Source organism: Nostoc sp. DSM 114159, from assembly GCF_053470285.1.
In genome coordinates, this window is the sequence record NZ_JBPFEH010000001.1 from 6,775,906 (window position 1) to 6,798,429 (window position 22,524).

At 41.8% G+C, this 22,524-nt stretch carries 18 protein-coding genes; 7 read left to right on the forward strand and 11 right to left on the reverse strand.

The features are described 5' to 3' along the window. Nucleotides 1-47: 47 nt before the first annotated feature. Nucleotides 48-1,253, reverse strand: a complete 1,206-nt coding sequence (locus tag ACR5KR_RS28645) for a glutamine synthetase family protein (RefSeq protein ID WP_448268855.1) — start codon at nucleotides 1,251-1,253, stop codon at nucleotides 48-50. Nucleotides 1,254-1,264: 11 nt separating this feature from the next. Then, entirely contained in the window at nucleotides 1,265-1,537 is a 273-nt protein-coding gene (locus tag ACR5KR_RS28650) for a hypothetical protein (protein WP_448268857.1), read from the reverse strand. Between the two features lie 533 nt (nucleotides 1,538-2,070). On the opposite strand from ACR5KR_RS28650, the gene ACR5KR_RS28655 reads away from it, so the two are divergent. Next, on the forward strand, nucleotides 2,071-2,874 hold the full coding sequence (locus ACR5KR_RS28655; protein WP_448268858.1) for an aldo/keto reductase: 804 nt from the start codon (nucleotides 2,071-2,073) through the stop codon (nucleotides 2,872-2,874). Nucleotides 2,875-2,916: 42 nt separating this feature from the next. Here the strand turns inward: ACR5KR_RS28655 and ACR5KR_RS28660 are convergent, their stop codons facing one another. Together ACR5KR_RS28660 and ACR5KR_RS28665 are read right to left on the reverse strand one after the other, a co-directional pair. Continuing rightward, nucleotides 2,917-3,090 carry a hypothetical protein gene (locus ACR5KR_RS28660; protein WP_448268860.1) on the reverse strand — a complete coding sequence of 58 codons (174 nt, stop codon included), beginning with the start codon at nucleotides 3,088-3,090 and terminating at the stop codon, nucleotides 2,917-2,919. Between the two features lie 49 nt (nucleotides 3,091-3,139). After that, on the reverse strand, nucleotides 3,140-3,262 hold the full coding sequence (locus ACR5KR_RS28665) for a hypothetical protein (protein WP_448268861.1): 123 nt from the start codon (nucleotides 3,260-3,262) through the stop codon (nucleotides 3,140-3,142). A gap of 137 nt (nucleotides 3,263-3,399) precedes the next feature. Here ACR5KR_RS28665 and ACR5KR_RS28670 point away from each other — a divergent pair, with 137 nt between their 5' ends. Next, nucleotides 3,400-6,588 carry a two-partner secretion domain-containing protein gene (locus ACR5KR_RS28670; RefSeq protein WP_448268862.1) on the forward strand — a complete coding sequence of 1,063 codons (3,189 nt, stop codon included), beginning with the start codon at nucleotides 3,400-3,402 and terminating at the stop codon, nucleotides 6,586-6,588. A gap of 246 nt (nucleotides 6,589-6,834) precedes the next feature. Continuing rightward, nucleotides 6,835-10,914 carry a two-partner secretion domain-containing protein gene (locus tag ACR5KR_RS28675; protein WP_448268864.1) on the forward strand — a complete coding sequence of 1,360 codons (4,080 nt, stop codon included), beginning with the start codon at nucleotides 6,835-6,837 and terminating at the stop codon, nucleotides 10,912-10,914. A 597-nt stretch (nucleotides 10,915-11,511) separates the two neighbouring features. Here ACR5KR_RS28675 and ACR5KR_RS28680 read toward each other — a convergent pair. Next, nucleotides 11,512-11,790, reverse strand: coding sequence for a hypothetical protein (locus tag ACR5KR_RS28680; protein ID WP_448268865.1), 279 nt, complete (start codon nucleotides 11,788-11,790; stop codon nucleotides 11,512-11,514). A 683-nt stretch (nucleotides 11,791-12,473) separates the two neighbouring features. On the opposite strand from ACR5KR_RS28680, the gene ACR5KR_RS28685 reads away from it, so the two are divergent. Continuing rightward, nucleotides 12,474-12,836 carry a hypothetical protein gene (locus ACR5KR_RS28685; protein ID WP_448268866.1) on the forward strand — a complete coding sequence of 121 codons (363 nt, stop codon included), beginning with the start codon at nucleotides 12,474-12,476 and terminating at the stop codon, nucleotides 12,834-12,836. Between the two features lie 244 nt (nucleotides 12,837-13,080). Here ACR5KR_RS28685 and ACR5KR_RS28690 read toward each other — a convergent pair whose 3' ends face one another. The 4 genes from ACR5KR_RS28690 to ACR5KR_RS28705 form a co-directional block, all read right to left on the reverse strand. Continuing rightward, the gene (locus ACR5KR_RS28690; RefSeq protein ID WP_448268867.1) at nucleotides 13,081-13,515 is read right to left on the reverse strand and encodes a DUF2262 domain-containing protein; all 435 of its coding nucleotides are present in this window, start codon (nucleotides 13,513-13,515) and stop codon (nucleotides 13,081-13,083) included. 80 nt (nucleotides 13,516-13,595) lie between these two features. Beyond that, nucleotides 13,596-15,350 carry a DNA mismatch repair endonuclease MutL gene (mutL, locus tag ACR5KR_RS28695; RefSeq protein WP_448268869.1) on the reverse strand — a complete coding sequence of 585 codons (1,755 nt, stop codon included), beginning with the start codon at nucleotides 15,348-15,350 and terminating at the stop codon, nucleotides 13,596-13,598. 10 nt (nucleotides 15,351-15,360) lie between these two features. Beyond that, entirely contained in the window at nucleotides 15,361-15,681 is a 321-nt protein-coding gene (locus ACR5KR_RS28700; RefSeq protein WP_448268871.1) for a hypothetical protein, read from the reverse strand. 48 nt (nucleotides 15,682-15,729) lie between these two features. Continuing rightward, nucleotides 15,730-16,779: an adenosine deaminase gene (locus ACR5KR_RS28705; protein WP_322693277.1), complete on the reverse strand. Its 1,050-nt coding sequence runs from the start codon at nucleotides 16,777-16,779 to the stop codon at nucleotides 15,730-15,732. A gap of 583 nt (nucleotides 16,780-17,362) precedes the next feature. Here ACR5KR_RS28705 and ACR5KR_RS28710 point away from each other — a divergent pair. Continuing rightward, entirely contained in the window at nucleotides 17,363-17,572 is a 210-nt protein-coding gene (locus tag ACR5KR_RS28710; RefSeq protein WP_094352741.1) for a hypothetical protein, read from the forward strand. A gap of 322 nt (nucleotides 17,573-17,894) precedes the next feature. On the opposite strand, the gene ACR5KR_RS28715 is transcribed toward ACR5KR_RS28710, so the two are convergent. Continuing rightward, nucleotides 17,895-18,206: a threonine dehydratase gene (locus ACR5KR_RS28715; RefSeq protein ID WP_322693275.1), complete on the reverse strand. Its 312-nt coding sequence runs from the start codon at nucleotides 18,204-18,206 to the stop codon at nucleotides 17,895-17,897. 106 nt (nucleotides 18,207-18,312) lie between these two features. Further along, a complete protein-coding gene (locus tag ACR5KR_RS28720; RefSeq protein WP_448268874.1) occupies nucleotides 18,313-19,188 on the reverse strand; it encodes a phosphodiester glycosidase family protein in 876 nt (291 codons plus the stop codon). 756 nt (nucleotides 19,189-19,944) lie between these two features. On the opposite strand from ACR5KR_RS28720, the gene ACR5KR_RS28725 reads away from it, so the two are divergent. Beyond that, nucleotides 19,945-21,135: a sigma-70 family RNA polymerase sigma factor gene (locus tag ACR5KR_RS28725; RefSeq protein ID WP_448268875.1), complete on the forward strand. Its 1,191-nt coding sequence runs from the start codon at nucleotides 19,945-19,947 to the stop codon at nucleotides 21,133-21,135. Nucleotides 21,136-21,160: 25 nt separating this feature from the next. Next, the gene (locus ACR5KR_RS28730) at nucleotides 21,161-22,366 is read left to right on the forward strand and encodes a DUF1822 family protein (protein WP_448268877.1); all 1,206 of its coding nucleotides are present in this window, start codon (nucleotides 21,161-21,163) and stop codon (nucleotides 22,364-22,366) included. Nucleotides 22,367-22,524: the final 158 nt, after the last annotated feature.

Genomic DNA, 22,524 nt, shown 5'->3' on the forward strand with positions numbered 1-22,524 from the left:
CAAGTATGGACGGGGCGCAATTGTGAAACAGTACTAGCTTATTCACTTCAAAATAATTCAAAATATTCTCTTTGCTCCCAGTTAGTCACCTGCTTTAAATACTCTTCTGGTAGCCGATCGGCAACGGACTGCAAAAAGCGATTAATTTCACTCTGTTTCATCTTAATGATGAAATTGATGAACTGCTGCCCCATTTTTTGAGCAAAAAGTTCGCTTTGGCTCAAATATGAAATCGCCTCTGGCAAACTTTTGGGTAAGGTGGGACTTTCTGTGGCGTAAGGTGACTCTGTTGGAGAGCCAGGGTCAAGTTTACGATCTACACCATCTAGCCCAGAAATCAATTGCGATGCCATATACAGATAAGGATTGGCTGCTGGTTCTCCAACTCGGTTTTCAATATGGGTGGTGGGGTCATCAAAACCACCTTGTAATCTAATCATTGCCCCTCGATTTTCCAATCCCCATCCGGCGCGATCGGGAGCTAGGGAATAAGGTCTAAATCTTTTGTAGCCGTTAATTGTCGGGGTTGTGAACACAGAAGCAGCATTGGCGTGTTTCAGAAGACCACCAACGAAATGTTTACCTAAATCTGACATTAGGGTTTTAGAGTTTGCAGACATGAAAGCGTTTTCGCCTGTGGTTCGGTCTACCAGGGATTGGTGCAAATGCCAGCCATTGGAAGAAGAACCTTGCAATCCTGGACGACACATAAATGAGGCGATGTAACCTTGTTGACGGCAGATTTGCTTGGTCGCCATGCGGAATATCATCATTGTATCCGCAGCTTGCAACGCCGGAATCGGGTCAAAGGTAAATTCAAATTGACCGACACCTCCTTCGTTTTCTACACTCCTTAAAGGCAATCCCATTTCAACTAAGTTTTCTGCTAAAACGCGCAGTAAGTCGTGAATCTCTGGATTGTGGGATTCTAAAAGATATTGGAAACTATGCTCTACAGCGCTAACTTTAGCAGGTTCACCAGGTTTTCCAGAAGTACCAACATTAGCGATCGCTAACATCGGATCTTCTAACTTTGCTAGATACCACTCAACTTCTAAGCCGACAATATGCTCCAACCCTCTTTGATGTAACTCTACTAATGATTGGCGCAAAATACCGCGACTGGAAAAGGGCATTACCTGACCATTTTGAAAATACTCGTCACAGAGAATAAAGCCAGTACGTTTTGCCCAAGGCAGAATTTTGAAGGTATCAGGGTCAGGAACAGCCACAAGATTTGGTGCACCTGTCATCAAAGGCATATCTAAACTACCGCCAGGAACAAACGGTTAAATACTATTGCACCACCAGTATCAAACAAAAATGTCCCTGTGCTGATTTGCATACCGTTTTCTAAAGCGCTGAAAAATGTCTGCGGTAAGAGCCATTTGCTGCGAACGATGCCATGCTGATCTGACCAAGCGGTACGAATCAACAATAGATCCCGTTCTTTGACAACAGCTTGGATCTTTTCAGATGCTTCTTTTTGGATTTCTGTCCACAGGTGATGACGCTCAATAAATCCAGGCTTTTTCATTGCACACAAAAGGTCTTAAATTAATATGGAGCGATTCTTTTAACGCTTGACGAATGTGACAATATCAACTAGAGTTCTGCATGAGTTAAAGCGTTTTAAAACTCAATTACTTTATTTGGTTGAAATATACATTCTAGAGTGAGAATATTAGCTTATATCATTGTAAAATAATATTCAACAGTAAGAATTTTATATTTTATTATAGCGTTTCCCGACCTGCTGAGGTACTGAGTAAATCACTAATAAAATTAGGTAAGCCTCTGCGTACCTTTGCGTTTGACTCTGCGCTCCTCTGCGTTTAAAAACATTATTTCTATACCTCACGTAACTAGGAATTACTATATACTTAACCGTGACATGATTGCGTAGTTTCCAATTTGTAGCTCCTAATTCAATACTCCTGACTGCCTTTTTTCATAAGTTAATCAATTTTGATCGATCGTTCCAAGAGATGATTAAAAATTAAGATTCATTGAGTTTTCACTAACATCATGAAGGTGTAATAGAGTAAAAGTGAGAATTGGAGCGTTGACGTGGAGTTAGTAACTATACACAGACAGCCAGCAAGCATTCTTGGTTTAGCAGGGCAATCGATAGATGCTGCAACTGTTTCATTGGCATTTGAAGCGGGGATCAATTACTTTTTCTTTTACAATTTGGAATCGGAAAACTTCTTGGATGGCTTGAAATCTCTGTTGGTAGGAAAGCGCGAGCAGACCTTGGTAGCAACAGGTAGTGAAAATCGGAATATAGAATCTTTACGCAATTACTTGGACTGTGTGCGCCATCGTTTAAATATCGCGCAAGTGGATGTATTTTTTGCTGAATATGTTTCCCCTGCTGATGACATAGGTCAACTTCAAGCGGTGCTTGACGAACTGCATTCTTGGAAAGAGCAAAAACTCGTGCGTTATGTAGGAGTCACAACTCACAACCTACCCATTGCCAAACAATTAATTGAAGCACATCACATTGACGTGCTGATGCTCCGCTATAATATGGCACATCGAAAAGCTGAAGAAGATGTTCTTCCCAGTGCTTCAAAGACAGGTATTCCAGTAGTAGCGTTTACCTGTACTCGTTGGGGGTCATTACTTAAGGGGCATCCCAACTGGCAACAAAAACCACCACTAGCAGCAGACTGTTACCGAATGGCACTAAGTCATCGGGCAGTGCGTCTGGCACTTACTGCCCCAAAAAATAGGCAGCAATTACTGGAAAATCTTTCTGTGCTGCACTCACCCCAACTTTCGCAGCAGGAACTAACTCATTGGCAGGAGTATGGCGACTTAATTTATGGTGCTGGACAAGACTCTTTTGATACTCAATGGATTTAAAATCCTGGTTATTGCTAGTGGTAAAGCAATTCATCTATGGTGCTATTTTTGATTGAAACTGCTTACAAAGGATAACAGAGCGATCGCACTCACACCTAAAAGCCATTCCCCTGATGCTTCAGGTACGCTAACTTTCAAGGGATTAATGGGTTTAGAGAGATTTTCCTTACCATTCTTAACTTTACGGTCAAAGCGATCGCTTATATTTAATTTCACTAGATGTCTATACTTAATTTTAAGTTTTTAAAATTTTACTTTCATCTAGTCAAAATATCTGCTGAAATGAAATTAAACCTCGTCTACCTTGAGAACCGTATTTTTGTAGGTTGGGTGCAGCGATCGCGTAACCCAACATAAAATTTGGTGGCAATGTTGGGTTGCGTTTCACTCCATCCAACCTATAAAAATATATTTATTAAAAAACTCTCGGTTTCAACTTAGATGAAGGTTGATTGTACATAAATTTCTCAAAAAATTGATTGCATATTCATAGGTAAGAAATGAGCAAGCGAGGCTGATTCTGATATGACAACCTGTAAAGATAGGAATTGGCACTCAGATTTATTAGAAACTATAGGCATTATTGGAGTGCTGGCTCATGGCATATTTTCTTGTGAAAATCACGTCTTAGCCCAGATTATCCCTGATGGGACATTGGGCGATAACTCTTCAAAAATCACTCCTAATGTGAATATTAAAGGTAGTGCTGCCGATCGGATTGATGGTGGAGTAATTCGCGGTGCAAACCTGTTCCATAGTTTCCAGGAATTCAATGTGGGTGAGTTGCAGCGAGTTTATTTTGCCAATCCCACGGGAATCTCCAATATTCTCACACGGGTGACGGGAAGTAATATCTCGAATATTCTCGGTACATTGGGGGTGAATGGTAATGCAAATTTGTTTTTGATTAATCCGAATGGCATTTTCTTTGGGAAGAATGCACGCCTTGATGTGGCGGGTTCCTTTGTCGGGAGTACGGCGAATTCTTTTGTGTTTGGCAATGAGTTGGAATTTAGTGCAACAAATCCTCAGACTCCTTCCTTGTTACTAACAGTTAATCCTTCTGCTTTGCTATTCAATCAACTTCAGGCTGGCAGAATTGAAAACAGGTCAATTGCACCAGCAGGAGATAATATCTTTGGTTTACGAGTACCAGATGGCCAGAGTTTGCTATTAGTCGGTGGAGAAATTGCCATCAACGAAGGTAAATTGAATGCTCCGGGTGGGCGAGTGGAATTAGCAGGAGTTGCAGGTGAGGGGACAGTCGGACTGAATGTGGATGGTAATAATTTAAGTTTGATTGTTCCTGATAATCTAGCTAAAGCCGATATCTCACTCAGTAATCAAGCCTTGGTCAGTACCAGTGGCGAAGGTGGCGGCGCTATTCAGGTGTGGGGTAAAGGAGTTACAGTTAGTGGAGGTTCCAAGATTGAAGCCAGCACTTTAGGAGCATTACCTGGAAAAGGATTGAGTGTAAATGCTTCTGAATCAGTGCAAGTCGTTGGAGAATCACCTACTGGAATTCGCAGTGGTTTATTTGCTGAAAATTCTGGGACAGGAGATGCAGGAGACCTGACAATTAACACCAGACAGTTACAAATCTTAGCAGGAGGAAAGATTTCATCTAGTACAACGAATGCAGGTGTGGCAGGAAATTTGACTGTGAATGCCTCAGAATCAGTGCAAATAATCGGTATTCCAGATAATCCCAACTTAGGCTCTACTGGTATGTTTGCTGCATCTAATGGAGTAGGAGACGCCGGAGACATCACGATTAACACTAGACAGTTACTCATCCAAAATGGAGCCGGAATTATAACCGATAGCGAAGCTAAAGGGGTTGGAGGGAGTATAACAGTAAATGCCGAATCAGTGCAGCTAGTCGGTACTGCTATTCTTCCACAGTTTCCTAATAGATGGTACCCTAGCAGAATAAGTTCTAACGCCTATGACATAGGGCCCGCAGGAAAGATTACGATTAACACCAATCAGTTGTTAATCCAAGATGGAGCAGCGATTTCAGCTCGAACTAGCAGTAGTGGGGCTGGAGGAAGTTTGACAGTCAATGCCTCCCAATCAGTTAAACTGATCGGATCTGCTACTAATAGTAATAGTTTATTTCCCTTTCCCAGCAGCTTGTTAACTCAAACATCGAGTACAGGAACAGCAGGAGATTTGGCAATTAATACCAATCAGTTGATTGTCCAAAATGGACAACTATCTGCCAGTACTTTTGGACAAGGGAATGCTGGCAATATAAACATTGAAACTGTCACTATGAATATCATTGACAGTCAAGTGGGAAGCAGTGTTTATCGTAAAGGTTTTGCCGGAAATTTGACTATTCACGCTGCCGAGTCAGTGGAAATTAGCGGAAAAATCAAATCATTTACATCTAATCTTGAAAATCCTGCTGGCTTATTTGCTCAGGTAAACCCTAGAGGTGAGGGTCGCGGTGGCAACTTGACCATTGAGACAAAACGCTTGAGTGTCAGTAATGGAGGCAAAGTGCAAGTCGCTACTTTTGGTCAAGGCGACGCTGGTAATCTCACAATTCGTGCTTCTGAGGTAGAGGTATTTGATACACTTATTGATAACCTCTATGCTACAGGTATCAATGCAGGTGTGGAAGTAGACGCAGACGAAACAGTGATTCCACCCAGAGGTAACGGTGGCGATTTAACAATTGAAACCGATCGCTTGAGTGTGAGAGGTGGTGCAGTAGTATCGGTTGGAACTGCTGGAGTGGGCAATGCAGGTAACTTACGAATTCATGCGTCGAAATCTGTAGAAGTCGTTGGCAAATCAGCAAATGGTAACTTTAACAGCCAAATCAGCGCTGCGGTGACACCAGAAGGTACTGGTAGTGGGGGAAGTTTAAAGGTTGAAACTGAGCAGATGAGTGTCCGGGATGGAGGTGAAGTCACTGTCAGTAGTACCGGCGCAGGGACGGCAGGCAACCTTGACATCCAAGCTGGTTCTTTGAGCCTGGATAATCAAGGAGCGATCGCCGCCATAACCAGAGCGGGAAATGGTGGTAATATTACCTTGAAGTTGCAAGATTTATTATTACTACGCAATCATAGTCAAATTTCTACCACTGCCGGCAGTAGCGAATTTGGTGGCAATGGCGGTAATATCACTATTAATAGCCCTTTCATTGTCGCCGTTCCTAAAGAAAATAGCGATATCAGCGCTAACGCCTTTACAGGGATTGGTGGCAAAGTTGACATTACAACCAACGAGATTTTCGGTATTCTCCCGCAACAAAGCCCAACCGAAAACAGTGACATTACCGCAAGTTCACAATTGGGAGTGAGTGGGGAAGTAACTATCAACAGTCCAGATACTGACCCCAGTCGCGGCTTAATTCAACTACCCTCTAACCTCATAGATGCATCCCGACAAATTGCTCAAGGTTGCACTTCCAAAAGAGGACAAAACGCCAGTCGTTTTATCGCCACCGGACGAGGTGGATTACCCCAAAGTCCTAATGAACCGTTGCGAGGACGAGCAGTGATTACTGGTTGGGTAGATTTGCCACCACAAGCAACAGCGATCGCGGATAAATTATCTACTGCATCTATAACCAAATCTAGCAACCCAATTGTCGAGGCTCAAGGATGGATTGTTGATGGTAACGGTGATATTATACTTGTGGCTCAATCTGGGCAAAGTTCTTCTATTCCCTCTGCCATGTCCTGTAGTCAATAATTCGTGACTCCAATCGGGGGAGGAATTACGATGAAACTCAAGAGCGATCGAAACAATCAGATGCGTTACCTATTTTTAAGTTTTAAAAAGTTTACTCCGATCTAGTTAAAATATCTGCTGAAATTAATTGTAGAAAAACTGATCGGGACGGCTAACAAAAAACCCTTGAATATGTGGCTCGAAGCCGTGGTGTAAGAAAATTGCATATTCACAGGTAGGAAATGAGCAAGCGAGGCTGATTCTGATATGACAACCTGTAAAGATAGGAATTGGCACTCAGATTTATTAGAAACTATAAGCATTATTGGAGTGCTGGTTCATGGCATATTTTCTTGTGAAAATCACGTCTTAGCACAGATTATCCCTGATGGGACATTGGGTAATAACTCTTCAATAATCACTCCCAATGTGAATATTAAAGGTAGTGCTGCCGATCGGATTGATGGTGGAGTAATTCGCGGTGCAAACCTGTTCCATAGTTTCCAGGAATTCAATGTGGGTGAATTGCAGCGAGTTTATTTTGCCAATCCCACGGGAATCTCCAATATTCTCACACGGGTGACGGGAAGTAATATCTCCAATATTCTCGGTACATTGGGGGTGAACGGCGGTGCAAATTTGTTTTTGATCAATCCCAATGGCATTTTATTTGGGAACAATGCACGGCTGGACGTGGCGGGTTCCTTTGTCGGAAGTACGGCGAATTCTTTTGTGTTTGGTAATGGGTTGAAATTTAGTGCAACTAATCCTCAGACTCCTTCGCCATTACTAACAGTTAATCCTTCCGCTTTGCTATTCAATCAAATTGCTGCTGCACCGATTCAAAACAACTCAGTCGCACCAGCAGGAATAGATCCCGCAGGTTTTAATGCATCTGGTTTACGAGTCGGAGATGGTAAAAGTTTGCTGCTAGTGGGCGGTAATGTCAGCATGGATGGCGGCCAGTTAAATGCTTATGGTGGGAGAGTTGAATTAGGGGGGTTAGCAGCACCTGGAAATGTCAATCTTCTTTTTAATGGGGATAATCTCAGCTTGAAGTTTCCTCTGAATGTGTCTCGTGCAGATGTGTCACTTACCAATAAAGCGTTTGTCTATGTAGAAGCTGCTGGTGGCGGTGATATTGCGATTAATGCCCGCAACATAGATATTTTGGGAGGGAGTCTGCTGAATGCTGGTATCGCCTCTGGTTTGGGTCAACCAGAGGCGACTGCGGGGGATATTACGCTTAATGCTACGGGGGAAATCAAAGTTGCTGACTCCGGGAGTGGGATTCGCAATTTTGTGAGTCAGGATTCAAAAGGCAATGGCGGTAACATTTTTATTGATTCTGGTGACTTCTCATTACGAGATAGCGCTCAACTTTCTGCCTCAACTTATGGAGAGGGAAATGCAGGGAATGTGATAGTGACTGCAAAAGATGCTGTTGACCTTGCAGGTAACGCTGCCATCCTCAGTATCGTGGAACCAGGAGGCGTAGGTCAAGGAGGCAATATCAACATCAATGCTACAACACTGTCACTCACTGATGGCGCTCAACTGCTAACCATTAATCGTACTGCATCTGCTACCCAGCCAGCCGGACGGGGGGATGCAGGCAATGTCAATGTTAAAGTAACAGGTACGGTTCATATTGCTGGCGTGAAAAACGATTTCGAGAGTGGGATTGGCAGCTATGTGGAAACGGGAACTATTGGGAATGGCGGTAACATTTTTATCGATTCTGGTGACTTCTCATTACGAGACGGCGCTCGACTTGAAGCCTCAACTTATGGAGAGGGAGATGCGGGGAATGTGACAGTGAGTGCAAAAGATGCTGTTGACCTTGCAGGTAACGCTGCCATTCTCAGCATCGTGGAAGCAGGAGGCGTAGGTCAAGGAGGCGATATCAACATCAATGCTACAACACTGTCACTCACCGATGGCGCTCAACTGCTAACCATTAATCGTAGTGCATCTGCTACCCAGCCAGCCGGACAGGGGGATGCGGGCAATGTCAATGTTAAAGTCACAGGTACTGTTAATATCTCTGGGGGGAAAAACAATTTTTCCAGTGTGATTAGCAGCAATGTAGGCACAGGAACAGTTGGGAATGGCGGTAACATTACCATCGATTCTGGTGAGTTCTCATTACGAGACGGCGCTTTTCTTTCTGCCTCAACTTCAGGAGAGGGGAATGCGGGGAATGTGTCAGTGAGTGCAAAAAATGCTATTTCCCTTGCAAATGGTGGCATCCTCAGCACCGTGGATGCAGGAGGCGTAGGTCAAGGAGGCAATATCAACATCAATGCTACAACACTGTCACTCACTGATGGTGCTCAACTTTCTGCCTCAACTTCAGGAGAGGGAAATGCAGGGAATGTGACAGTGAGTGCAAAAAATGCTGTTAACCTTGCAAATGGTGACATCCTCAGCATCGTGGATGCAGGAGGCGTAGGTAATGGAGGCAATATCAATATTAATGCAACAACGCTGTCACTCACTGATGGCGCTCAACTGCTAACCATTAATCGTAGTGCATCTGCTACCCAACCAGCAGGAAGAGGGGATGCAGGCAATGTCAATGTTAAAGTCACAGGTACTGTTAACATCTCTGGTGAGAAAAACGATTTTTCCAGTGGGATTCGCAGTTTCGTGGACACAGGAACAAGTGGCAATGGAGGTAACATTACTATCGATTCTGGTGACTTCTCTCTAAGTGATGGCGCTCTACTTTCTGCCTCAACTTTAGGAGTGGGAAATGCGGGGAATGTGAGAGTGAGTGCAAAAAATGCTGTTGACCTTGCAGGTAACGCTTACATTTTCAGCACCGTAGAAGCAGGAGGTGTAGGTAAAGGAGGCAATATCGACATTAATGCAACAACACTCTCACTCACTGATGGCGCTCAACTGCTAACTATTACTCGTGGTGCATCTGCTACCCAACCAGCAGGACGGGGGGATGCAGGCAATGTCAATGTTACAGTCACAGGTGCTGTTGAGATTTCTGGTGAGAAAAACGATGTTTACAGTGGGATTAGCAGTTTCGTGGACACAGGAACAAATGGCAATGGAGGTAACATTACTATTGATTCTGGTGACTTCTCTCTAAGTGATGGCGCTCGACTTATTGCCTCAACTTATGGACAGGGGAATGCAGGGAATACTCGCATCAATGCAAAAGATACAATAACTATTTCTAGAAGTAATCAACAGAGCAAATTTTCTAGTGGTTTATTCACATTTACTGATTTTAATTCCACAGGGAAAGGTGGCGATATCACCGTAAAAACCAATATATTTCGCATCTCAAACGGTGCTTTACTAGATGCACGCACTAGAAACGATCAAAGGGGTGGTGATATTACGGTAAATGCAAATATTTTTGAAGCACTCAACGGCGGACAACTCACCACGACTACCTCAAGCAATGGACGTGCAGGTAAAATTACTGTCAATGCTACTGATAACCTAATAATTAGTGGTAGTGACTTTAGTTATGATGACCGAGTTACTAACTTTCCTGACAACGTACTAAATATCGGTGCTAACAGTGGCTTATTTGTCAATTCCACAGGTTCAGGAATCACAGGCGACATCGAAATTAACTCACCCAAATTTACCTTAGATAACCAAGGTAAACTCAATGCCGAATCTGCATCCGGTAACGGTGGTAACATCAACGTCAACAGCGACTTACTCTTACTCCGCCGCAACAGTCAAATTTCCACCAACGCAGGTACAGAAAAATTAGGTGGCAATGGTGGTAACATCAAAATCAATTCAAGATTTATCGTTGCAGTTCCTAAAGAAAATAGCGATATCAGCGCTAACGCTTTCACTGGAACTGGTGGTAGAGTTGATATTACAACAAACGGGATTTTCGGTATTCTCTCGCAAAAAAGCCCAACTAAAAATAGTGACATTACCGCAAGTTCAGAATTAGGGGTGAGCGGGGAAGTAACTATCAACAGTCCAGATACTGACCCAAGTCGCGGCTTAATTCAACTACCCTCTAACCTCGTGGATGTATCCCAACAAATTACCCAAGGTTGCACTCGCAGAGGAGGACAAAACGCTAGTAGTTTTATCGCCACCGGACGCGGTGGATTACCCCAAAGTCCTAATGAACCGTTGCGAGGACGAGCAGTGATTACTGGTTGGGTAGATTTGCCACCACAAGCAACACACACAGTCGCGGATAAATCATCTACTGCATCTATAACCAAATCTAGCAACCCAATTGTCGAGGCTCAAGGATGGATTGTTGATGGTAACGGTAATATTATGCTCGTGGCTCAATCTGGGCAAAGTTCTTCTATTCCCTCTGCTATGTCCTGTAGTCAATAATTCGTGACTCCAAGAATCGGGGGAGGAATTTCTATTTATCTAAGTATTTATTCAGAAAAGTTATTACTTTTCACTACTCTTAGCAGAATAAAATTAGGCCAAAGCATGAAAGCGCTCGTCAAAGCGATGACACAGCCTAAAATACCCATCACCACAATCACTGACTTGAAAATGCTCCTTCGATGAGTATCTATATAGATCCGTCTCACATCACATTTTCATACTTGGCTGTGAAACTTGTTTCATCGGGACTGCCTTCTGCCTCCTGCAAGAACTGCCTTATTTATTAGGAGTTCGACGGATAGGAAAGCGCAAAAAGCTCGTTGTGTATGAAGCAAGCACAATAGGGCATACAAAAAGGCGATGCCTGCGGCGGGCTACGCCTACGCTAGGATTGCTTTAGATGGGTACAAAGTCACAAAAAAAGACCGAGACTAAGAATATCTAAGAAAAATCAGGGTCTAGGCTATGTTGACCATTAGACCTCTTGGCAAAAGTGCTTTTTGCACTCTTGGGGAAAAGGTTTTGGTTAAAGGGGAAAGGGAAAATACAGAACCTTTTTCCCCTTTCCCCTTTTCCCGACAAATGCCAAGAAAGTTATTGCATCAAAAGCTGACGGCTTAAAATACTCATAACTTCATGTGGATTACCTGTTGGTAGTAGCGCACTCCAATCACCAACGTTGGCATAACCGAGAACTTGCAACAAGTGAATTGTGCTGGTAACGGCTTTGGGTGAACCAATCAATAAATGTTTAATCGGTTCTCTTTTTGGCGATTGCTTTTGATTAGATAGATTCAGAGGGGGTGCGTTGTTGCCTTGGGTAGGTAAATACTGTTTTTGTTGTGATTTGGCGAACTTTTTTGATTGTGTCATGATTGTACTTGACTCCAATTGTAGGGGTTAAATGAAAGGCGATCGCCCTCGGCCAAGAGTCCGCGATCGCCTTTCTTATTTAAATATATAGTATTATTTTATACTTGTCAATAGATTTTTAAGTGTTTTTACATAGATTAGCCGTGAAGATGTCATTAGTCATTTGTCCTTTGTAATCACAACTGACCAAGGACGACCATAACAAAAATTCTCACAACTCAAATAAGATTGCTATGAGTTCCTATAGGAATCCTATTTGATTTTTGAAATTACTCGTAGAGGCAGGGAACAGGCAATAGGCAATAGGCAATAGTGAAGAAGAGGATTATAAGTGTACGGATTTTTTTCAGAAATCAAACCGGATTCCTATATATTGAATTCGGGTAGTCGTTTATCGAATTCGGGTAGTCGTTTATTGAATTCGGGTAGTCGTTTATCGAATTCGGGTAGTCGTTTATCGAATTCGGGTAGTCGTTTATTGAATTCGGGTAGTCGTTTATCGAATTCGGGCAACCTAAAAGAATTTACGCAGAAATGTTTTGTGTATTTGTACTAAATAATTTAACTTATACTGAATAATGCGGGTGTCAAGTAACCGTAATTCTGTTTATCCTAGTGCTGTACAGTCTAGGGTAGAAGTCAGTTTTTATCCTGGCGCATTATTAATAACAGAAAGGTGATTTATGTCACGTCTAAAACGCGGGTCTAAAGTAATTGATAAAGCGCAGCGTCGGATTGCGGCTTTGAAATCGATCAGTCCCACCTTAGACTTAGGGAATGGGGTAACAATTGACGCCTTTGCAACCCTTATCAAAACAACACAAGACAAATTGGAAGCTTATAACTCAAGCCTCTCCACCGTGGATATGACTCAGGAAGCTTTAGAAGTTACCGAAAAGTCGCTAATGGAACTAACAGAACACATGTTACTGAGTGTAGCTGCAAAGTATGGCAAGAATAGCGATGAGTACAAAATGGCGGGGGGCGTTCGTCGAAGCGATCGCAAGCGTCCGGCGCGAAAGCCTAAGCAAGACGCTATTGCTTGATAAATTTGGGTTTTACCCCACCCTAACCCTACCCTTGCAAAGGGGCTACGGTGTACACACAAGTCAAAAAAAGTTTGATTTTCCATTCTTCTCTCGTTTATCTCGTTTGTCTCGTTTTGTCTCGTTTGTCTCGTTCCCATGAAGAGCATGGGAATGCCCCTCGTTGAGGCTCTGCCTCCAATCTGGCATTGAGTCAGAGACTCAATGAATGCATTCCCAGTCGGAGACTGGGAACGAGGAAAAATTAACCACCGATCCTAGCATCTACAAAACAATCATTTTTATCCATTTTAATAATGATACAGTGTCCAAAAAATAGGTTTCCATCGTTATAGTAGAACTCTGCTTCACCATCTGGAAAAAAGACCAATCCTTCAAGCGTCATTCTGTTTTTGAACTCTTCAGATGTTAATGTCTCATCTTCATCAAGCCATGTATCATTCTTAAGCTTTAGCAATTGTTGAACAGCATATTCTTTTGCACTTTTAGCATGATGTTTCAACTCTTGTACAACACTACTAGCTCTGTCCAAGGCTGACTTGACCTTATCATTATCGTCTGTTGAAATACTAATAGTAAGTTGTGTTTCATAGAATACAACTTGGCTTTCATACCAATCTAATTTAGAATTATACCGTAGATATCCCAAAAATTCATGTTTTATATCGGGGTAATTCATGCATTTTTAAATGTTATAAAATGCTATTTTTTAGTTGTCGCTTCCATTTTTACAGCTATTGTAATGTCTTGCCAAAAACATCAAATTCCGTGACTTTTTCCAATTACCCAATTCCGCCGGAAAAATCGGGCTAATGCTGATTCTTCTAAAGATAGATAAATTGGTCGTCCATGAGGACAGGTGCGGGGGTTGCGAGTGCGTTGCCAATTATCTAAAAGTGTCTGCATTTCTTGCTGATTCATCGGTGTACCGTTACGAATAGCACTACGACAGGCAACAGCGACTTGGGCTGTTTGTAAATCACCTCCCCAACTAAGTTCTAAAATTGCTTCTGCACAGTCGTCTCGCTGTTGTAAAGGTGCAGGGAGATTACGGACTGCCCAAAGTTGTTCGCCAAAGGGGTCTATTTCTAAACTGATGCGTTGCAGTTGCAATACTTGCGCTGGGGATAATTGATAAAGAATGATTGGCGGTTCGACGGGTACAAGTTGCCAATTATCAGACAATTGCTCATACAAAACTCGCTCATGGGCAATGTGCTGTTCTACTAACCACATCCCACTTGAATGTTCCGCCACAATATAAGTGTTGCTAACTTGAGCGACAGCTTTTAAAGAGTTAGGAGAGACGCGATGAATCGCGTCTGTACAAGGTTTGGGATTTTGAGGATTGAAATTATAGCCGCCTTTGGCTTCTGCGGCTTTGAGTAATTTACTAACTCGTGTTGTGTGAACAGCTTCTTTGAGATTATTAGAAGAAATGCTGAGTGCTTGGTTAATTGCTTGGGTAATTTTCTCTTGCCAATAAATGATTTCGTTGAGGTAAATTTCTGTTTTTGCTGGATTGCGATTCCAGTTAATTTGATTGGGGGAAATGGCAAGATGTAAGAAACAAATTGGATAGCGATCGCGTGGTAATGTTCTATGAAATGCTGATAATATGGTTTGCTCTAATTCCGGTGTCTTCACCATCCTGCCGTTAATGGCTACACGTACCCAATCTGGACGATGACGATGAGTGCGATCGGGTAATCCTACCACTAAATTTAGTGCTGAGTGCTGAGAGACGCGATGAATCGCGTCTGTACAAGAGTCCAGAGTAGAGACGCGATTTATCGCGTCTTCTGTACAGGAGTTTGGAGGGTTGGGGAGTTCTAATTTTATTTCTTGCAAGTCACCTTGTCGCACTTGCGGTAAAATTTGCGGTAGTAGTTGTCCAGTTGTGGCAGCCGGACAAATGGTGAACCATTGACGGTCATTTTGCCAAATCTGCCAGGTGACGTGGGGATGACACAGGGCGATTTGGTGAATTGTGGCTTGCACAGCTTTCATTTGCTGTGCTGTTGTGGGTAATCCCTGACGACGAGATGAGCAATTACCAAAAAGATGGGAAACTGTAACTACTGTACCAGGTGCGATCGCAGTTGCTTCAACTTGTACAACTTTCCCGCCATTGCCATAAATTATCCGCCATCCTAATTTTCCCCCCAGAGGACGACTCAAAATTTCTAAATCAGCCAGAGTCGTTAAACTGTGCAACGCCTCACCACGAAACCCCAAACTGTTAATTTTCCACAAATCGGCACTAGAGCGAATTTTACTAGTGCTGTGGGCTGTGGCTGCTTGTTGCAAATCATCTAGGTTCATTCCACAGCCATTATCTGCCACCCGAATTCGCCATTGCTGCGGCCACAGAGAAACCACAATTCGCGTTGCACCTGCGTCTAGGGAATTTTCTACCAATTCCCGCACCACAGAGGCTAAAGAATCGATTACCTCTCCAGCTGTAATGAGATATACAACTTCTGTTGGTAGAGCTTGAATAGTAGATGCCATAAATTCTAGTTTATAGCTTTTGGCGCACACTATATACAACTTCTAGCAAGAATCTTTTCTCAGCAAAAAAAGAACCACAAATAAACACTGATAAATTATCTGTGTGCATCTGTGGTTTAATTTCTAAAACATTAATTATTGCAAGATATCTATTAGACTTCTTGGCATTTGTCGGGAAAAGGGTAAAGGGGAAAGGGGAAAGGGATAAGAAAAATCCTTTCACTTTAACATGAGTCTCTTTCCCCCAAGAGTGCAAAAATACTTTTGCAAGATATCTATTGTGCATTACAACTTTCTCTATGGCATCAGAAAAAATTAGTAATTGCAACATTAATTAACATTAAATCACCTGACTTTATGAATATCTTTAGGCGATTCGTTAATTACTATCTCTCATGGACAAAATTTTCGCTGGTTCAGGTTTGAGCAAACCGTTCAACAGTGATGCAGGACGTTGACTGTAAGGCCAAGCAAAAGCATGACGGAAAGCCGCATCTTGACAAGCTTGTAGTTGTTCAAAACTAATAATGTTGTAAGTCAAGAGATTCTCATACTCAAATGGTAGACGCACATTGTGCAATCCAGCATTATCAGTACAGATAGCAATATCAACCCCAGCATCAAGACAACGGTCAAAAACTAATTTGAGTTGACGTATATCCTGCAAAGTTCCAGTTTTTAGGTAAGTTGTTGGACAAACCTCCAAACATTGTCCGCGTCTAGCGACATCATTAAGTAGCTCTGGATATAGTAGGGGAATTTGAATGCCGTGACCAATCCGCATCAAATATGGTAACAGTTCTGGGTAACAACCAGCAGTGGTTTCATATAGATGTCCCGTGGTATTAACGCCCAGCGATCGCGCATAATCATATAAGCTAATCCATTCTTCTAAGCGATCGGCGTAATAACTATCACCTCCGGCTACATCTACTGCACAGACATACTGTTTATTTTGCGCCGCCAAATCAACAATTGCCTTGTTCACCTCATAAGGTAGGCGCGTGTGCATACAGAGAATTTGGCTAGTAACAATTGGATACTCTGGCTGCTGGCTGGCAAGTCCTACTACTCGCACAATTTCTGCCATCTTGTCAATTCTTGCGGATTGACTCAGATGCTCAGGTGTCCGCAAATAAGGAGTGTAGCGCAGTTCCAGATAAGCCAAATTTTCAAATATGTAAGCACCCCGCACCAAGCGATAGATAAAGTAAGGCAAAGTCTCTACAGTTTGCACGCTTTCTACCAGAGTGTGTAATTCTAGATACTCGTCTAGGGTGTTACGTGGACGGGTATAAAAATCTTCAAATTCTGAATAGTCAGCAAAGCGGGAAATCAACTCCGCAGAATGTCGCTCGAAATATCGCCATAAAACTCGTGGTACGACCGAGCCGCCTAGATGTCTATGTAATTCAGCGTATAAAGCCATAGTGGTATTTTTAGGTAAAAATTTCAATGATTGTAACAAAAACATCGAAAGAAAAATTTGTCTTCAAAAAAATTTTGCTCTAACTTCTTTGGAGTAGAGGTTTCCCCAATACGGTTCGGTTAAAGGGGAAGGTGGGGTCCCCTCTGGGGATAAGGGGCGAGGGTAAAGGGGAAAAGGGAATAAAAAACCTTTAACCCTTACCCATTTCCCTTTTACCCAAACCCTATTTTGAGTTCAAAATGCTTATCTGAACCGAACCGTATTGGAGGTTTCCCTACATCAGAATTTCAATAAATACTCTGCTGCGCGAACGATTTGGTGGCTTGGAACTAGATAGGGTTGAGAGCAACAGATAAATTTCTGCCTCCTACTTGGTTGTTGAGCGTAGTCGAAACACTGCCTCCTACCTTTTGCCCTAATATTTGCAGTATGAATCAACTTGACATTACCAAGATTAAATTGATAGCATTGATATCCTTAATTTTTGTGCTATACTAGAAGAATATTGCTATTGTTAAGCGGCTGAGATACAGCAATATGTTTTTCCTTTAACAAAGCAAATTCCTGGCAAGGTTGGTATTAATTGAAAATTCAAGCGTTGGAAGTCAAGGCTGGCGACCGGATTATTGCTTACTGCAACAATAAAATGCAAACCTGCAAGGTAAAACGCATTTTAGATCCAGGTCAAGCTAACATCACACTATCAGTATTCACTTCTGAAAATTATCGCGGTTGCTCAGTTTCATCTATAGTCCGCTTCCAAAGCAACGCCTTAGTTGATTTGGTAAGTTAAAAATCAACTAAATATTCAAGCTCAAAAATATTTATAGCTATTGTCCAGCCTCAAACTGGACAAAATTTTTGTTAAAGGTGCGATGTCTACGCACATACGAATCTGTTAATTATGGCTGGATGATTTTCGCAACCCTACACTACCTAGTGGCTTGTCCGATTAAATATAATGAGTTTGTAGTAAGCACTTCAGTACTTAAAAATCCAGGAGTAAAGTCCTGACTACAAACTTATTCACCCCTCGTAACTAATAGGACAGACCACTAGCATAGGGAAAAGTAATTGATAAAATTCTGAGAAAAAAATCTAATTTATGGCTTTTGTTAGTTCTTTTTCACATCACGAGCCATGTTGAGGTAGTAGTCATCAAGTTTGGCATTAGAACGACGGCGGTTAGGGGCAGGAATTTTAGTAGTGTTATCCCGATTCGTTTCAATTGGCTGTTTAGTTGAAACTTGATTTACGCCTTGCACCCGATCGGATTCCAAGAAATAACCAGACTGAGAGAATCCGAAAAGCTTGGCAAAAAAACCAAATAAATTTCCGAAAAAATTAGAAATACTTTGGAATAAAACACCAAACAAGCCTTCAAAACGAAGGAACAAGTTCCGAATAATTTGAGTTAGACGAAGCATAAAAGCACCTTCAATGATTGCCTATTATTATTGTGACTCAATTCGGATTCAAGAATTGAGGATATGGGAAAAATCTACCAGTAGGTAGGTATAATTCCCACAACTCCTACTTTTCTTGAACCAGCAAAACCGACTTCACAGGACGCTTGATAGAATTTCCCTCTAAATCAACCTTTCCGTAAAAGGTTTTCCCATTGTAATAAAGCGAAGACGAACTTCCTCCATCCAGATTCATCGCTCGATCGGCACCAAGAGTTTTCATCAAATCAGCTAATGCTGGCAAAGATATTCCATTCGCGGAAGCCAAGGGTTTTTGAGCCACCATAACTAAAAGAACGCTGCCATCGTGGGTAATACCTACAGCAGTTCTGGCGTTGGGTTGGTTGCTACCAAGGGCATCTCGTTTATTAGCGTTATCCACAAAGCCCTCTTTTTCTAAGGTGAGTTCTGGTAATAAGCGTGGGCCAGCACCGATAGCATCAACTAACTGACAACCTGCTGGTGGTGACTGATTGTGTAGGGCAATGGAATAGCGGCTAGTTTGCCCGCATAAGTAGCGACGGAATTCTGTGCGATTGAATATTTGACCCAAATAAGGTTTTAAGTTGGGATTGTTCACCAGCCGCTCGTTTTCCTTGGGATTGGCTATCAACTTTCCTTGTCGGACAACATAAGATGTAGTTTTTTGGTTGGCTGGATCGAAAAATCCTGCATTCAAAATAGCCACGGCTCGATGCTTTTGGGCAAATTCCTCTACAGTGGCTACCTTCTGTGATATCGCAGGAGTCACCAAAAATTTGCTATTAGCTGGAATTAACACGATGTGAGCGATGCTTTGGGGCAAAGTGCGATCGAAGTAGCGGATAGTTTTTGCTGGTGAAGCTGCAATAGTGGGTATCGACGGTGTTGAAAAACGTAAATTAAACCACAACACCATTGCCAAACTAATTAATATCAAAGCCAGTAGTTTGATTTTTCTCACTTTTAAACTCACGTGCGGTTAGCTCAAAAAAGTTGATTTAATCGATTTAATTAAAATACTTTAAGCTGAAAAATAATTATATTCCCGGTTCGCCCATTTTTTAGGGATTTAGGAAAAGTAAATAGTCAAAACTATACCGAAGGGCGTATTCCCAAAAAGACTTGATTAGGTATATGTTCGCAACTATAGTTACTGAACCCATAATTACAAACGAAGGAGTCGATGATATGCCTATACTTCTAACTCAAATAGAGCCTATGAACATATAACCGCTAATCGATAAACACTTTTCGACACACGGAAATTGGCAAGGTAATTTTCAAAAAGTTAAGAGACAATAGACTTCTTGGCATTTGTAGGGAATTGGGTTTGGGGGAAAGGGAAAAGGAATAAAAAAACCTTTCCCCTTTGACCTTTCCCCTTTGACCTTTCCCCTTTGACCGCAAGAGTGCAAAAGTTACTTTTGCAAGAGGTCTAATATCTTGCTAGACCTTCTCAACCAGTGTTTACTCGAATTATGCCGCATTTATACAACGCTTAAAATCGCTTTTTATGCCAATTTAACTTTAAAATAACTAAATTATCTAGATTCAACAGAATATAAGTATAGTTATCTTCAAAAAATATCAAGGAATAAAATATGTGCGCTATTGAATTGCAAATTAGCAAACCAGTATCTTGCAATTGTCTACAGAGCTATCTGCGGCTTTGATAGTTGCTTAAGTTCAGATAATAAATTGAAATTGTTAACTGCTTATGCGTCCTCGTCAAAAAATTATCGAGATGTTCTCAACCTTCGTTGAGTTGGAAGGAGACAGATTCAGCAAATGGTTGATTGATATCAAACTGCATCGAAATATTCAAAATTGCTTGGAGTCTTCACCATTCGTCGCTAACTCAGAAAATTTTTGGGCGTTACATTGGCACAAATGCTGGCGAGAGAAATCTAATAGCCTTGCTAGAATGCATTTATCTGCTTATTTACAGGAACCAAATTATTGGGCTGCTAAAAAAACAATTGCCAAGTTTACAAATAGTCAACATAGCCTCGCAGATTATTTTCAAATGGCGAATGCTGAAATTGAAACAATTCTCAAAAATTTTAATCTAGAAAAATGCTTTAGCTTAAAAACCTATGCTACTATGGCAGTTCCCAGTCGGCTAAAAGATATTTTACGCCAACGCAAGGAAGCTGATATTTGCACAAATTGGGCATTGTTACGCAAAGTAAGCAAAAAGCAGTTATTAGAAGCTCTTACTCAAGCTGGATTATCACCGATTCTAATCGCCCAATATCGACTCGCCTGGACTTGTTTCAAAGAACTGTATGTTCAAAACCAACCAGGTGGCACAAAGTCACTACCAGAACCAGAACCTCAACTTTGGGAAGCTATTGTCAACCTCTACAACCGCGATCGCCAAAATCAGTTAACTCAACCTACTCCAGAATGCACGAGAGAGAAAATGGAACAGTGGCTAACCCAGACATCTGTGTACGTGCGTGGTTATCTGTATCCACCTGTTAGTTCTTTAAATTTGGCAATATCAGAAGATGACTCCACAACAACTTTTGATTTGCCAGATCCATCCTCTGACTCATTAATTGCAGAGATAATAGCCCAAGAGGATGCCCAAAACCAACAAAATCAACAATCTCAAATTGCAGGTATTTTGTTAAAAAACATACAAACTCTGGAGGTAAAAACTCAGGAAATACTTAAACTTTACTACCAACAGGGGTTAACTCAGCCACAGATTGTAGAACACCTACAAATTAGTCAGCCTACTGTTTCTCGCCGACTGCTCAAAGCCAGAGAATCAATGCTTTCAGCATTGATCCAATGGAGTCAAGATACACTTAATATTTCTGTGACTTCCAACCTAGTTAATAATATGAGTACCGCTTTGGAAGAATGGTTGCAAGTTAAGTATGGGGAATCTCGCTGAGATTATGAAGGATGAGGTAGTAAAAATGACTTACGCTTTTACAGAACCGCAGGAACTATTGTTAGAAATATCACCCTCATTACAGACAAGTTCTTGGCAAGAAAGCCAAATGTACGCCACACCTAGCAGTCGCTGGCGTGCTTACATGAATCAAATTTGCCTTCATGGGTTTTTGAATTGGGTAAAAGCTGAATATGTTCCAGAAGCAAGTATCTGGCACAGCTCCCCTGGTATTCCTGCTTTTTGGGAATTTGTCAATGGCACAGCAATTTTGTTAAACCAAAAGCGAGTCGTTTTAATTCCTAGCGAGGCAATTGATGATAGCGAGTTAGAAGTTCCTCAAGAATGGGTAGATATTCCTAGTTGGGCAGCAGACTATTATTTAGCAGTGCAAGTCACACCAGATGGGGAGTGGGTAAGAATTTGGGGCTATATAACCCATCAAGAACTGAAATCACTAGCAGACTATGACCAAGTAGATAGGACTTATTGTATAGATGCACGGCACTTAATTAAAGACCTTAATGCTTTTTGGATGACCTACCAATTTTGTGAAACAGAGGAGATGAAAGGTGCGATCGCTCCACTACCAGAATTATCGACTGTTGAAGCAGAAAATCTTGTGCAACAGTTAAGTAATTCCTCTGTAACATTTCCGAGACTTGCAGTGCCATTTACAACTTGGGGAGTACTACTAGAAAATGAGCAGTGGCGGCAGCGTTTGTACCAAGAAAGGCTGCAATCTCTACGACAAGCCGCACCTACGCAGTATTCACAAGTACAAGTGAATCTTAGTCGTTGGCTGGAGCAGATTTATGATGCTTCTTGGCAAGCTATAGAGACTTTTTTTGAGCCAAACTCCAGTAGCCTAGCTTTTAATTTCCGCACTTCTTCCGGGTTAAATGCTGCCGCAATCAAACGCGCCAAGCTGATTGACTTGGGAATAGAAATAGAGGCTCAAAAAGTTATTTTATTAGTTGCCTTAATACCAGAAGCTAACCAACAAGTTAAGATTCGCGTCCAACTACATCCAGCTTGTAATCAACCTTACCTACCTGCTAATATCAAGCTAGTTTTACTTTCAGATCGAGGAGAAATACTTCAAGAAGTACAAGCAAGAATTCAAGATAGTTATGTGCAGTTAAAACTCTTTGATGGAGAAGTGGGAGAATGTTTTAGCATCCAGATCGAGTTAAATAATTATCAAATAACAGAAAATTTCATAATTTAGTTATGAGGAGCCAGCAGTGTCAAATTGGTATTGATTGGGAACATTTTACTTATACAAAAATATCAAATAGCGAGTTGACCATTGAGATAGGCACAACGTAATTGTAGTATAGAAGGAACATCGAATGGATGCCACTGTAAGGCGAATGCATCTTGTCA

Excerpts from the sequence above, each read along its gene's own strand:
- mutL (WP_448268869.1), bottom strand. The coding sequence starts at position 15,350 with ATGGCATCTACTATTCAAGCTCTACCAACAGAAGTTGTATATCTCATT.
- ACR5KR_RS28670 (WP_448268862.1), top strand. The coding sequence starts at position 3,400 with ATGACAACCTGTAAAGATAGGAATTGGCACTCAGATTTATTAGAAACT.
- ACR5KR_RS28730 (WP_448268877.1), top strand. The coding sequence starts at position 21,161 with ATGACTTACGCTTTTACAGAACCGCAGGAACTATTGTTAGAAATATCA.
- ACR5KR_RS28700 (WP_448268871.1), bottom strand. The coding sequence starts at position 15,681 with ATGTTGCAATTACTAATTTTTTCTGATGCCATAGAGAAAGTTGTAATG.
- ACR5KR_RS28650 (WP_448268857.1), bottom strand. The coding sequence starts at position 1,537 with ATGAAAAAGCCTGGATTTATTGAGCGTCATCACCTGTGGACAGAAATC.
- ACR5KR_RS28725 (WP_448268875.1), top strand. The coding sequence starts at position 19,945 with ATGCGTCCTCGTCAAAAAATTATCGAGATGTTCTCAACCTTCGTTGAG.
- ACR5KR_RS28675 (WP_448268864.1), top strand. The coding sequence starts at position 6,835 with ATGACAACCTGTAAAGATAGGAATTGGCACTCAGATTTATTAGAAACT.
- ACR5KR_RS28690 (WP_448268867.1), bottom strand. The coding sequence starts at position 13,515 with ATGAATTACCCCGATATAAAACATGAATTTTTGGGATATCTACGGTAT.
- ACR5KR_RS28705 (WP_322693277.1), bottom strand. The coding sequence starts at position 16,779 with ATGGCTTTATACGCTGAATTACATAGACATCTAGGCGGCTCGGTCGTA.
- ACR5KR_RS28645 (WP_448268855.1), bottom strand. The coding sequence starts at position 1,253 with ATGACAGGTGCACCAAATCTTGTGGCTGTTCCTGACCCTGATACCTTC.
- ACR5KR_RS28680 (WP_448268865.1), bottom strand. The coding sequence starts at position 11,790 with ATGACACAATCAAAAAAGTTCGCCAAATCACAACAAAAACAGTATTTA.
- ACR5KR_RS28685 (WP_448268866.1), top strand. The coding sequence starts at position 12,474 with ATGTCACGTCTAAAACGCGGGTCTAAAGTAATTGATAAAGCGCAGCGT.
- ACR5KR_RS28715 (WP_322693275.1), bottom strand. The coding sequence starts at position 18,206 with ATGCTTCGTCTAACTCAAATTATTCGGAACTTGTTCCTTCGTTTTGAA.